Annotated in this window: 13 protein-coding genes and 1 tRNA gene; 12 read left to right on the plus strand and 2 right to left on the minus strand. The window is 68.4% G+C overall.

The features are described from left to right. The first annotated feature begins 25 nt into the window (after window positions 1–25). Together RB614_RS41390 and RB614_RS41395 are read left to right on the plus strand one after the other, a co-directional pair. The gene (locus RB614_RS41390; protein WP_308718196.1) at window positions 26–484 is read left to right on the plus strand and encodes a DUF4383 domain-containing protein; all 459 of its coding nucleotides are present in this window, start codon (window positions 26–28) and stop codon (window positions 482–484) included. 85 nt (window positions 485–569) lie between these two features. Continuing rightward, window positions 570–1,055, plus strand: a complete 486-nt coding sequence (locus tag RB614_RS41395) for a DUF4383 domain-containing protein (RefSeq protein ID WP_308718197.1) — start codon at window positions 570–572, stop codon at window positions 1,053–1,055. Here RB614_RS41395 and RB614_RS41400 read toward each other — a convergent pair. Together RB614_RS41400 and RB614_RS41405 are read right to left on the minus strand one after the other, a co-directional pair. Beyond that, window positions 1,036–1,638 (minus strand): TetR family transcriptional regulator, encoded by a 603-nt coding sequence (locus RB614_RS41400; RefSeq protein WP_308718208.1) that lies wholly within the window; start codon window positions 1,636–1,638, stop codon window positions 1,036–1,038. The genes RB614_RS41395 and RB614_RS41400 overlap by 20 nt on opposite strands. Window positions 1,639–1,694: 56 nt before the next feature. Next, window positions 1,695–2,654: an acyl-CoA desaturase gene (locus RB614_RS41405; RefSeq protein WP_308718198.1), complete on the minus strand. Its 960-nt coding sequence runs from the start codon at window positions 2,652–2,654 to the stop codon at window positions 1,695–1,697. Between the two features lie 176 nt (window positions 2,655–2,830). Between RB614_RS41405 and RB614_RS41410 the strand changes: the two genes are divergently transcribed. The 10 genes from RB614_RS41410 (at window position 2,831) to RB614_RS41455 (ending at window position 12,528) form a co-directional block, all read left to right on the plus strand. Then, entirely contained in the window at window positions 2,831–3,673 is an 843-nt protein-coding gene (locus tag RB614_RS41410) for a helix-turn-helix domain-containing protein (RefSeq protein ID WP_308718199.1), read from the plus strand. Window positions 3,674–3,719: 46 nt separating this feature from the next. Next, a tRNA-Gln gene (locus tag RB614_RS41415) sits at window positions 3,720–3,791 on the plus strand. A gap of 106 nt (window positions 3,792–3,897) precedes the next feature. Continuing rightward, window positions 3,898–5,397 (plus strand): bifunctional UDP-N-acetylglucosamine diphosphorylase/glucosamine-1-phosphate N-acetyltransferase GlmU, encoded by a 1,500-nt coding sequence (glmU, locus tag RB614_RS41420; RefSeq protein ID WP_308718200.1) that lies wholly within the window; start codon window positions 3,898–3,900, stop codon window positions 5,395–5,397. A gap of 39 nt (window positions 5,398–5,436) precedes the next feature. After that, the gene (locus RB614_RS41425; RefSeq protein ID WP_308718201.1) at window positions 5,437–6,417 is read left to right on the plus strand and encodes a ribose-phosphate diphosphokinase; all 981 of its coding nucleotides are present in this window, start codon (window positions 5,437–5,439) and stop codon (window positions 6,415–6,417) included. Between the two features lie 209 nt (window positions 6,418–6,626). After that, window positions 6,627–7,265, plus strand: a complete 639-nt coding sequence (locus RB614_RS41430) for a 50S ribosomal protein L25/general stress protein Ctc (protein ID WP_308718202.1) — start codon at window positions 6,627–6,629, stop codon at window positions 7,263–7,265. A 61-nt stretch (window positions 7,266–7,326) separates the two neighbouring features. Continuing rightward, complete coding sequence (gene pth / locus RB614_RS41435) at window positions 7,327–7,908, plus strand: aminoacyl-tRNA hydrolase (protein WP_308718203.1); 582 nt, start codon at window positions 7,327–7,329, stop codon at window positions 7,906–7,908. A 54-nt stretch (window positions 7,909–7,962) separates the two neighbouring features. Further along, window positions 7,963–9,474, plus strand: a complete 1,512-nt coding sequence (locus RB614_RS41440) for a sugar transferase (protein WP_308718204.1) — start codon at window positions 7,963–7,965, stop codon at window positions 9,472–9,474. Further along, window positions 9,474–10,301: a 3'(2'),5'-bisphosphate nucleotidase CysQ gene (locus tag RB614_RS41445; RefSeq protein ID WP_428983216.1), complete on the plus strand. Its 828-nt coding sequence runs from the start codon at window positions 9,474–9,476 to the stop codon at window positions 10,299–10,301. The genes RB614_RS41440 and RB614_RS41445 overlap by 1 nt, the downstream gene beginning before the upstream one ends. Window positions 10,302–10,339: 38 nt before the next feature. Continuing rightward, the gene (cysD, locus tag RB614_RS41450; protein WP_308718205.1) at window positions 10,340–11,245 is read left to right on the plus strand and encodes a sulfate adenylyltransferase subunit CysD; all 906 of its coding nucleotides are present in this window, start codon (window positions 10,340–10,342) and stop codon (window positions 11,243–11,245) included. Next, window positions 11,245–12,528, plus strand: a complete 1,284-nt coding sequence (locus tag RB614_RS41455; protein ID WP_308717262.1) for a sulfate adenylyltransferase subunit 1 — start codon at window positions 11,245–11,247, stop codon at window positions 12,526–12,528. The genes cysD and RB614_RS41455 overlap by 1 nt, the downstream gene beginning before the upstream one ends. Window positions 12,529–12,699 lie beyond the last annotated feature (171 nt).

A 12,699-nucleotide genomic window follows, 5' to 3' on the forward strand; every position in this document is an offset into this window, starting at 1 on the left:
AAGCGATGGTCCACAATCAGCGCCCATGGCGCACTTTCCCGTCAACCACCCGCTGCGGCCCACCTACCGGGCCCTCGGCGGGCTGACCGGCCTCTACCTGATCGCCTTCGGCATCCTCGGAGTCATCGAGACCAGCGGCGACGAGTTCTTCGCCCAAAACGACGCCGAAGCTCTCTGGCAGGGCACCAACCTCGGCCACTCGGTCATCTCGGCCGCCGTCGGGCTGATCATCCTCGTCGGCGTCGCCGTCGGCCGCAACGCCGACGCGGCCATCCACAAGTGGTCCGGGTACGCGCTCGCGGCCCTCAGCCTCGCCGAGCTCGCCGTCCTGCGCACCGACGCCAACTACCTCAACGCCACGATGCCCACCGTCATCGTCACGATGGTGCTCGGCCTTGTGCTGCTGCTGGCCGGCATGTACGGCAAGGTCGGCACCGAAGAGCAGGCCCAGGCCTCCCGCGAAGCCCGCCTCTTCCTGGAGTAGCGGCTTCCTTGAGCAGCGGCCGCGTGCTCTTCCTTGAGTAGCGGTTGCGGCTGCGCGGAGGCCGCATCGGGGTGACAATCCAGGTATGGCGCACATCCCGGTCAACCACCCACTACGACCGCTCTACCGCACACTCTCCGGGCTGATCGGCCTCTACATCCTGGTCTTCGGCATCATCGGCGCGATCCAGACCGCCGGTGACCCGCTCTTCGACCGGGGCGACACGTGGGTCCTCGGCCTGCGCACCAACCTGGCGTTCGCCATCCTGTCGATCATCTACGGTGCCGTACTGCTCGCCGGCGCGGTCATCGGCGGCAACGTCGAACACATCGTCAACCTCGGCGCCGGCCTCGTCTTCATCGTCGTCGGGCTGTTCATGATGACGGTGATGCAGACCGACGCCAACATCCTGAACTTCTCGATGGTCAACAGCATCGTGTCGTTCATCTTCGGACTACTGGTACTCACCGCCGGCCTGTACGACAAAGTCGGCTCCGACGAAGATGTCAAAGCCGAAGAGCGCTACCGACACCACGCCCAGCCGGCCCCCACTAGCGCGCGCGGCGAGTGAGCAGCACCGGCTTCGCCTCCAGGTGCGACAGGCCGTTCCAGGCCAGGTTGACCAGGTGCGCCGCCACCGTGTCCTTACGCGGCTTGCGCACCTCCAACCACCAGCGCCCGGTCAACGCCACCATCCCCACCAGCGCCTGCGAATAGAGCTCGGCCAGCTTCGGGTCGTACCCACGCGACTTGAACTCGGCGCCCAGGATGTGCTCCACCTGATGCGCCACGTCATTGAGCACGCTGCTGAAGTTGCCCGTCGCGGACATCAACGGCGACTCCCGCACCAGCACCCGGAAGCCGTCCGTCTCCGACTCGATGTAGTCCAGCAGCGCCAGCGCCGCCTGCTCCAGCAACTCGCGCGGATGGCCAGCGGTCAACGCGTTCGTGATCCGGTGCAGCAGCGCCCGCACCTCACGGTCGACCACCACCGCATACAGGCCCTCCTTGCCGCCGAAATGCTCGTACACGACGGGTTTGGAAACCTTCGCGCGGGCCGCGACCTCCTCGATCGAGGTCGCGTCAAACCCGCGCTCGGCGAACAACTCACGGCCGATCGCGATCAACTGCTCGCGACGCTGCGCCGCCGACATCCGCACCCGGCTACCGGTCTTCGCCGGCGCCGCCCCGTTGGCGCTCAGGCTTTCAGTCACGAGGTCGGTTTTACCAGCTTCGCTGCGATGCGCTCCGGCCTCGGCCAGCGCACGTCCCACGCCGCACCCAGCTTCTCGAAGAACCAGATGACCCGCGCCGAGATGTCGACCTGGCCGCGCAACACACCATGACGGGCACACGTCGGATCCGCGTGATGCAGGTTGTGCCAGCTCTCACCGAACGACAGGATCGCCAGCGGCCAGAAGTTCGCCGCGCGGTCACCCTGGCGCACCTCGAACGGCCGCTCGCCGTAGACGTGGCAGATCGAGTTGATCGACCAGGTGATGTGGTGCAGCAGGCCGACCCGCACCAGCCCGGCCCAGAAGAACGCGGTCAGCGCGCCCTGCCACGACCACGTCACCAACCCGCCAGCCGCGGCCGGCGCCAGCATCGAGATCGTCACCAGCAGCGGGAAGAGCCGGTCGACCCGGTTGATGTCCTTGTCGGCCACCAGGTCCGGCGCGAACCGGTCACGGTTGGACAGCTCACGGTGAAACAGCCACCCCATGTGGGCGAACCACAGGCCCTTGGTCAGCGCCCAGAAACCCGGCCCGAACCGCCACGGCGAGTGCGGGTCACCCTCCACGTCCGAGAACATGTGGTGCCGGCGGTGATCCGCCACCCACTGCGTGATGTTGCCCTCCACCGCGAACGAGCCGGCCACCGCCAGCGTCACCCGCAACCACCGCTTCGCCTTGTACGACCCGTGGGTGAAGTAGCGGTGGAAGCCCACGGTGATGCCGAGGCCGGACACCGAGTACATCACCAGGAAGATCGCGACATCGGTCCACGAGAGCCAGCCACCCCAGGCGATCGGCACGGCGGCGAAGACCGCGAGGAACGGGATCACCACGAACGCCCAAAGGCCGATCAGGATGCCCTTGGACTGTGTGCCGTCGGTCAGCGGCTTGGGATTCTTGACGGAGGTGTCGTCGAGAGTGGAGGCGGTGGTCATGGCACCTCACTGAACTGAGTGTGGGCTTTTGGGCGGCCGGGGCACTTAAGCTACGCCTACGTCACCGTAACTTACGGAACCGTAGTCTGACAGAGGTCCGCCCCGGTTTTCTTCCTGGGAATCCCCTGTAAAAGGCGGCCCACACATCTCGTACGCGCGTTCTACCCTGCTTGCCCATGACACACCCCCTGGCCGCCGAAGCGCGGCGCCTGCGCACCGAGGAAGAGCTCTCCACCCGCCAAATCCGCGAGCGGCTCGGCATCGGCCGGGAGCTGCTCCAGGAGATCCTCCGCGGCATCCCGCCACCCGACTGGACCCGGCGGCCGAACGCCAAGGACGACCTGCGCGCCCGCGCCGTCGAGCTGCGCGGCCAAGGCCGGTCGGTCAACGCCATCGCCGACGAACTGGGCGTCTCGAAGTCCACCGCCTACCTGTGGGTCCGCCACCTGCCGTTCGACAAGGACCCGGAGGCCGAGCGGGCCCGGCGGCAGGCCCACGCCAAGGTCATGACCGACGCCAGGTGGGGCGGATACCGGGTCGCCCGCGACGAGCTGGAGACCGGCATCCGCGACAAGGCGGCCCAGTGGGTCGGCCGGCTCAAGGAGCGAGAGCTGGTGCTCGCCGGCGCGGTCCTGTACTGGAGCGAAGGCGCGAAGAGCAAGCCTTGGCGGCAGCAGCACCAGTTGGACTTCACCAACAGCGATCCCGGACTGGTGGAGCTCTTCATCCGCTTCGTGGAGGCGCTCGGCGTTGACCGGCGGCGGCTCACCTACCGTGTGTCCATCCACGAGTCCGCGGATGCGCTCGCCGCGTCTCGATGGTGGGCGGATCGGATCGGCGTCGACGTGGGGGAGATGCGGCGCCCGACGCTCAAGCGACACAAGCCAGTGACAAACCGTCACAACACCGGTGACGGCTACCACGGCTGTCTCGTTGTCAAGGTGCCACGCAGCCGGCGGCTCTACGTCCGGATCGAGGGCCTGATGGCGGGTGTCTTCGCGGACCTCGCGCGCAAGTAGGGTTCTCGTTGCGATCTGGCGAGCGCTACTCTGGCAGACGCAACAGTCGGGTGTGGTGTAATTGGCAGCACTGCGGTTTTTGGTGCCGTATGTTCAGGTTCGAGTCCTGACACCCGAGCCCTCCATGAATGTCCGATTTACGATATCGGGGCTTCCAGCAGAGGACAAGGCCTTCGCGACTAGCATGAGGCCGCAACCCACAGCCGCTCTGAGGGAGCTACCTCGTGACGTCCTCCCGGTCCCGTACCGTCGTCGTCCTCGCCGCCGGTGAGGGCAAGCGGATGAAGTCGGCGCTCCCGAAGGTGCTGCACCCGCTGCTCGGCCGCACCCTCGTGGGTCATGTGCTCGCCGCCGCCGGTGGGCTGGAGGCGCAGCGCACGCTCGTCGTCGTCGGCCATGGCGCCGACCAGGTGACGGCTCACCTCGCCGAGGTGGCGCCGGCCGCCGAGCCGGTGCTCCAGGCGGTGCAGCACGGCACCGGCCACGCGGTGCGCATCGCGATCGAGGCCGCCGGCGACGTCGGTGACACGGTGGTGGTGCTCAACGGCGACGTACCGCTGCTGCGCCCGGAGACGGTGCGCGACCTCGTCGAGGCGCACGAGGCGGCCGGTCTGGGCGCGACGGTGCTGGCCGCCGAGGTGGCCGATCCGACCGGTCTGGGGCGGATCGTGCGGGACGAGTCGGGCCGGCTGGAGCGGATCGTCGAGGAGCGCGACGCGACGGCCGAGCAGCGCGCGATCCGGGAGATCAACGCGGGTATCTACGCGTTCGACGGGGCGTTGTTGCGGGCGGCGTTGGGCAAGTTGTCGACGGACAACGACCAGGGCGAGGAGTACCTGACAGACGTCTTCGGGCTGCTGGCGACGGATGGCCGCCCGGTGGGTGTGCACGTGGCGGCGGATGCGACGGAGACGCTGGGCTGCAACGACCGGGCGGAGTTGGCCGGCTTGCGGGCGTTGTTGCGCGATCGGGTCAACCGGGCGTGGATGCGCGCGGGTGTGACGTTCCTGGATCCGGCGACGGCGTGGGTCGACGTGACGGTGGTCCTGGAGCGTGACGTGGTGGTCGACCAAAACACCCAGTTGCGGGGTACCACCTCGGTCGCGGCGGGGGCGGCGGTGGGTCCGGATACGACGCTGGTCGACTCGGCGGTGGGTGCGGGTGCTTCGGTGGTCCGCGCGCATGTGGTGGGTGCCGAGGTGGGTCCGGATGTGGCGGTGGGGCCGTACGCGTATCTGCGTCCGGGTACGAGGTTGGCGCGTAAGTCCAAGGTGGGCACGTTCGTCGAGGTGAAGAACTCGGAGATCGGCGAGGGTACGAAGGTGCCGCATCTGTCGTACGTGGGGGATGCGACGATCGGCGAGCAGAGCAATATCGGCGCGGCTTCGGTGTTCGCCAACTACGACGGTACGCACAAGAACCGCACGGTGATCGGTAGCTACGTGCGGGGTGGTGTCGACACGATGTACGTGGCTCCGGTCGAGGTGGGTGACGGGGCGTACACGGGTGCTGGGACGGTTGTGCGTGAGGATGTGCCGCCGGGTTCGCTTGCGGTGTCGGCCGGGGCGCAGCGTACGTTCGAGGGGTGGACGGAGCGTAAGCGTCCGGGTACCGCTTCGGCGGAGGCGGCGGCTCGGGCGCGGGTGGCGCGGGGTGAGACTTCGCACGACGGGGACGATGGCGGGCGTGCTGGGTTGACCTCGGGAGATACTGCAACCGAGTGACTCGTCAGATCCACACGGACCCACGGGAGCGGATTGCCGATGGGCAGCATCGTCGCGGAAAACCGCAAGAGCTTGATGCTCTTCTCTGGTCGCGGTTTTCCGGAGCTCGCCGACGAGATCGGTGCGGCATTGGGGGTGGCCCCGACCCCCGCCGACGCGTATGACTTCGCGAACGGCGAGATCTTCGTGCGGTACCGGGAGTCCGTGCGTGGCTCGGACGCGTTCGTGGTGCAGTCGATCGGGCAGGGCGTCAACAAGTGGGTCATGGAGACCCTGATCATGGTGGACGCGTTGAAGCGGGGTTCGGCGAAGCGGATCACGGTGGTGTTGCCGTTCTACCCGTACTCGCGGCAGGACAAGAAGCATCGCGGGCGTGAGCCGATCTCGGCGCGGCTGGTGGCTGATCTGTTGAAGACGGCGGGTGCCAACCGGATCCTGACGGTCGACCTGCACACGGCGCAGATCCAGGGTTTCTTCGACGGGCCGGTGGATCACCTGTTCGCGATGGACACGCTTGCGGGGTATGTGGAGCGCCGGTACGCGGGGCGTCCGTTGTCGGTGGTGGCGCCGGACTCGGGCCGGGTGCGGGTGGCTGAGCGGTGGACGGACCGGTTGGGTGGTTGCCCGCTGGCGTTCATCCACAAGACGCGCGATCCGATGAAGCCCAACCAGGTGGTGGCGAACCGTGTGGTGGGTGACGTGGAGGGGCGGGTCTGCCTGATCGTCGACGACATGATCGATACGGGTGGCACGATCACTCGGGCGGCCGACATCCTGTACGACTCGGGTGCCGCGGATGTGGTGGTGGCGTCGACGCACGCGCTGCTGTCCGATCCGGCGACGGAGAAGTTGAAGAACAGCCGGATCAGTGAGCTCGTGGTGACGAATACGTTGCCGTTGCCGGCGGAGAAGCGCCTTGACAAGATCACGGTGCTGTCGATCGCGCCGCTGCTGGCGCGGGCGATCCGTGAGGTCTTCGATGACGGTTCCGTTACGACCTTGTTTGGCGGATTGAGCTAACGGGCGGTACCCCGGCGGATCACGGCGACCGGCTCCGCTAGACTGGAGCGGTTGCCACGGCGAGGGTGTCCCGCGGGCTGCTGCTGAGACAGCGCGCACCGTGCGGCACACCGTGATCGACGCGGTGCTCCGGGCCTTGCCCCGCGCGCGCCCCCGCCCGGCACCGCCGCCGACCTCATGCAGCAAGACGAAACATCAGGAGTACTCCCGTGTCCGAGGTAAAGATCAGCGCCGAGCCCCGCACCGAGTTCGGCAAGGGCGGTGCCCGTCGCACCCGTCGGGCCGGCAAGGTGCCCGCCGTCCTTTACGGTCATGGCGAGAAGCCGCAGCACATCGCGCTTCCCGCTCGTGAGTTCGCCGCCGCGATCCGCCACGGCGGCATCAACCAGGTCTTCGCTATCGACATCGTGGGCGGCAGCACGACGCTGGCCCTGGCGAAGGCGATCCAGCGCGATCCGGTGAAGGACACCTTCGAGCACGTCGATCTGCTGATCGTGCGCCGTGGTGAAAAGGTGACCGTCGACGTTCCGGTGCAGCTGACCGGCGAGGCGGCCCGCGGCACGCTGGTCGTGACCGAGAGCGCCACGCTTTCGATCACGGCCGAGGCGCTGCACCTGCCGGACCACCTCGAGGCGTCGATCGAGGGCCTGGAGGCGGGTTCGCAGGTTACGGCCGCCGACGTCAAGCTGCCGCGTGGTTCCGAGCTGGCCGCGGATCCCGAGCAGATCGTCGCGCTGGTTACCGTCGCGCCGAGCGCGGAGGAGCTGGGTGCCGAGGCTCCGGAGGCGGAGGCCGCCGAGGAGGAGGCCGCGGAGGAGCAGCCGGCCGAGGCCGCCGCGTCGGCCTGATTCGACAGGCGATGAAAGGGGGCCCGGGCGGGCCCCCTTTCGCGTAGGTAAGGGCAGCGTGATGGACGGACGATGGCTCGTGGTCGGGCTGGGCAACCCCGGCCGGGAGTACGCGGGCAACCGGCACAATGCGGGCTTTATGGTGGCCGATCTGCTGGCGGGGCGGATGGGTGCGCGGTTCGGCCGGCACAAGCGGGCGGTGGCGGAGGTCGCGGAGGGGCGCCTGGTGCCGGGTGGGCCGGGGCTGGTGCTGGCGAAGCCGTTGACGTACATGAACCTGTCGGGTGGGCCGGTGGCGGCGCTGTCGCAGTTCTACAAGGTCCCGGTCGGCAGCATCATCGCCGTCCACGACGAGCTCGATCTCGGGTACGGGACGGTGCGCGCGAAGATCGGCGGGGGCGAGGGCGGGCACAACGGGCTGCGTTCGATGTCGAAGTCTTTGGGTAGCAAGGAGTATGTGCGGGTGCGGTTTGGCATCGGGCGGCCGCCGGGGCGGCAGGACCCGGCCGACTTCGTACTGTCCGATTTCTCGGCCGCGGAGCGCAAGGAGTTGGAGTTCCTCGTCGATCGGGCGGCGGATGTCGTCGAGACGGTTGTCACTCGCGGTGTGGAAGCCGCGCAGAACGCCTATAACGGGGCGTGACGCCCAGACTGGTCAACGCGTTGGTAACGGCAGACGCGATGATCATCGGGGGGCATGGTGCGGCAGCTGTGGGACGTCGACGACGAGCTGGAACTCTTCCGGGCGCCGTTCCCATCCAGACCTCCGTCCCGGCCGCTGCGGCGGGTGCCGGGGCGGCACGCGGCCCCTTCGCGGCGGGCGGCGTGGGAGTCGCGGTACGTACGCTGTCTCCTGATCGGTGACCTGCTGGTCGGGTCGGGTGCGGGTGCGCTGGCGTTCGAGGTGCGCTTCGGCCAGACGGTGACCTCGTACAACCGGGTGTACCTGCTGCTGTCGCTGCTCCTGCCGGTGCTGCTGATCGGCATGCTGGCGCTGCATCGCACGTACGAGGGTCGGTTCCTGTTCGTGGGCACGGACGAGTACCAGCGGGTGATCCGCTCGGGGCTCAGCCTGATCGCGGCGGCGGCGATCGTGTCGTACGCCTTCGACCTGCCGACCGCCCGCTTCTACGTGCTGGTGGCGCTGCCGGTGGCGACGGCGAGCGCGCTGGTGGTGCGGTTCGTGGCCCGTAAGCGGCTGCACCGGGCGCGGGCGCGGGGTGAGTGCCTGCGCCGGGTGATCGTGGTGGGGCACGAGCTCGCGGTCGTGCACATCACGCGGCAGTTGCGCCGTGAGCGGTACCACGGTTTGGAGGTCGTGGGTGCGTGCCTGCCCGCGGACGGTGACGGTGACGTGGGCCTGCCGGTGTACGGCACGTTCGACGACGTCGCCCACGCGGTGGACGCGGCGGCCGCGGACACGGTGATCGTGCTTTCCTGCCCGGAGTTGGACGGGCATGCGCTGCGGCGGCTGGCGTGGCGGCTGGAGCGGGACGAGGTGGATCTGATCGTGGCGAGTTCGCTGGTCGACGTGGCCGGCGACCGTACGACGATCCGTCCCGTGGACGGGCTGCCGATGCTGCACGTCGAGCATCCGCGGCTGGAGGGTGGCGCCCGGGTGGTGAAGGAGATCGTCGACCGGGTGGGTGCGGCGCTGCTGCTCGCGTTCCTCTCCCCGCTGTTGCTGACTCTCGCCGTCCGTATCTGGCATGACTCACCCGGGCCGGTATTCTTCCGTCAGGTCCGGGTGGGCCGGGATGGGCAGCCCTTCGTGATGTTCAAGTTCCGCAGCATGTACCTCGACGCGGAGGCACGGCTGGCGGAGATCCGGCACCTCAACGAGCACGACGGTGTGCTCTTCAAGGTGCGTGACGACCCGCGGGTGACCCCCGTCGGTCGCTGGCTGCGCCGGCTGTCGCTCGACGAGCTGCCGCAGCTGCTCAACGTGCTACGCGGCCAGATGTCGCTGGTGGGCCCGCGCCCGCCGTTGCCAGAGGAGGTGGCGACCTACCCGGACGACGTCCGGCGCCGGCTCGCGGTCAAGCCCGGCATGACCGGGTTGTGGCAGGTTTCCGGGCGATCGGACCTGCCGTGGGAGGAGGCGGTCCGGTTGGACCTGCGGTACGTGGAGAACTGGACCTTGTCGCTGGACCTGATCATCCTGGCCCGCACCGTCTCGGCGGTGGCCCGCTCCTCGGGGGCGTACTGATGGCGCCCCCGGTGGTCGACGGCGCGTTCGCCCGGTGGCTCGCCGCGCGCGCCGGTGAGCTGCTGCTGGAGGTGCGGGCCGAGCGTGGGCACACCGACCCGGCGGCGCTGAAGGCGGCCGGTGACAAGCTCTCCCACGACCTGATCCGCACCGAGCTGGCGCGGTGGCGCCCGGCGGACGCGGTGCTGTCGGAGGAGGACGACCACGCCCGAAAAGCGTGGGTCGAGGGTGACGGACCGAAGGCGCCGGCTCGCCTCGATGCCGAGCGCGTGTGGATCATCGATCCGCTCGACGGCACCCGCGAGTTCGCCGAGGAGGGGCGGGCCGACTGGGCGGTGCACGTCGCACTCTGGTCCAAGCGGGCCAGCGGACCGCGAGGGCTCGCCGCCGGCGCGGTGGCGCTGCCCGCGCAGCACCGGGTGCTCGGCACGGACTACCCACCCGCGTACCCGCCGGCGACCCTCTCCGCGGCCAGTGGCGGACCGCTGCGCCTGGCGGCGAGCCGCAGCCGGCCCCCGGCGTTCCTCACCGCGGTCGCCGAGGAGGTGCGCGCCGAGCTCGTCCCCATGGGGTCCGCCGGCGCCAAGATCGCCGCGGTCATCAGCGGTGAGGTCGACGGGTACGTGCACGCGGGCGGCCAGTACGAGTGGGACTCCGCCGCGCCGGTCGCTGTGGCAGCGGCCACCGGACTGCACGCTTCCCGGATCGACGGGTCCGCGCTGAAATACAATCAGCCCGATCCCCGCCTGCCAGACCTGCTGGTTTGCCGCAAGGATCTGGCGCCGCGGCTCCTGGCCGCGCTCCGGCGGCAGCTGCAGGTAGAGTGATCCTGGTTTAACCGATCGGAAAGGTCTGGAACAGTCCGATGAGCCAGACGTACCGGGTCTCGCACCTGGCGGCACTCGAGGCCGAGAGCATCTTCATCATGCGTGAGGTGGTCGCTGAGTTGGAGCGGCCGGTGTTGTTGTTTTCGGGTGGTAAAGACTCGATCGTGATGCTGCGGTTGGCGGAGAAGGCGTTCGCGCCGGCGCGGGTTCCGTTTCCGGTGATGCATGTGGATACCGGTCACAATTTTCCGGAGGTGATCGCGTTCCGGGATGCGCGGGTGGCTGGGTTGGGCTTGCAGTTGGTGGTGGCCAGCGTCCCGGAGGCCCTGGAGGCGGGGTTGGTGCGGGAGTCGGGGGATGGTTCGCGTAACCGGATCCAGACGCCGGTGTTGCTGGCGGCGGTGGAAAAGTACCGGTTTGATGCGTTGTTTGGTGGGGCGCGGCGGGACGAGGAGAAGGCTCGGGCCAAGGAGCGGGTGTTCTCGTTCCGGGATGATTTCGGGCAGTGGGATCCGAAGAACCAGCGGCCGGAGTTGTGGTCGTTGTACAACGGTCGGCACCATCCGGGTGAGTCGATCCGGGTGTTCCCGTTGTCGAACTGGACCGAGTTGGACGTGTGGCACTACATCGCCGCCGAGGGGTTGGCGTTGCCGGAGATCTACTACGCGCATGAGCGTGAGGTGGTGGATCGGGCCGGGATGTTGTACGCGGTCAACGAGTTCTTGGCGGCCCGCCCCGGCGAGATCGTGTTCACCGAGACGGTCCGGTACCGCACGGTCGGTGACGCCTCCTGCACGGCGGCGGTCCGTTCGCGGGCGGACACGGTGGCCGCGGTGATCGAGGAGGTCGCCGCCACGCGGATCACCGAACGCGGCGCGACCCGCGGCGACGACCGGGTCAGCGAGGCGGCGATGGAAGACCGTAAGCGGGAAGGCTACTTCTGATGAGCGTGCCCGTGCTGGAGACCCGCACGATGGACCTGCTGCGGTTCGCGACCGCCGGTAGCGTCGATGACGGCAAGTCGACGTTGATCGGTCGGCTGCTGTACGACACCAAGTCGCTGTTCACCGACCAGTTGGAGGCGGTCGAGGCGGTCAGCGCCGCCCGCGGGGACGAGTACACCAACCTGGCCCTGCTCACCGACGGGCTCCGCGCCGAACGCGAACAGGGCATCACCATCGACGTGGCCTACCGCTACTTCGCCACCCCGCGGCGCAAGTTCATCATCGCCGACACCCCCGGCCACATCCAGTACACCCGCAACATGGTCACCGGCGCCTCCACCGCCGACCTGGCCCTGATCCTGGTCGACGCCCGTAAAGGCCTGGTCGAACAATCCCGCCGGCACGCGTTCCTGTGCTCGCTGCTACGCGTGCCCCACCTCGTGCTGTGCGTCAACAAAATGGACCTGGTCGACTGGTCCCAACAGGTCTACGAACGCATCGCCGACGAGTTCACCTCCTTCGCCGCCAAACTCGAAGCCCCCGACCTGACCGTCATCCCCATCTCCGCCCTACACGGCGACAACATCGTCACCCGCTCCGAGCACAGCCCCTGGTACGAAGGCCCCTCCCTGCTACACCACCTCGAACACGTCCACATCGCCTCCGACCGCAACCTGGTCGACGTCCGCTTCCCCGTCCAATACGTCATCCGCCCCCAATCCACCACCATCACCGACTACCGCGGCTACGCCGGCCAGGTCGCCTCCGGCGTCCTCAAACCCGGCGACGAGATCATGGTCCTACCCTCCGGCTTCACCAGCCGCATCACCAGCATCGACACCGCCGACGGCCCCGTCACCGAGGCCTACCCACCCATGTCCGTCACCATCCGCCTCCAAGACGAAATCGACATCTCCCGCGGCGACCTCATCTGCCGCCCCCACAACGCCCCCACCACCACCCAAGACATCGACGCCATGATCTGCTGGATGGACGAAACCCGCCCCCTCACCGTCGGCGGCAAATACACCGTCAAACACACCACCCGCACCGCCCGCGCCATCATCCGCAGCCTCCAGTACCGCCTCGACGTCAACACCCTCCACCGCGACGAAACCGCCACCCAACTCGGCCTCAACGAAATCGGCCGCATCCGCCTACGCACCACCATCCCCCTACTCGCCGACCCATACCGCCGCAACCGCACCACCGGCGGCCTCATCCTCATCGACGAAACCACCAACCGCACCGCCGCCGCCGCCATGATCACCGAAACCACCTAACCCCCACACCACAACCCCGCAGCCGCACCCCATCCGACAGCCCTACCAGCGGCGATCAGCCGAACGGCCCCCTCCGACAGCGACCGCCGGTCGTCAATCCAGAAAGCTCTCAACCTGCACGCACAAACAGGGCAACTCCAGAGCCGCTTCAGACAACCACCCGGCCGGCCC

The organism is Phytohabitans maris, from assembly GCF_031085175.1.
GTDB lineage: Bacteria > Actinomycetota > Actinomycetes > Mycobacteriales > Micromonosporaceae > Phytohabitans > Phytohabitans maris.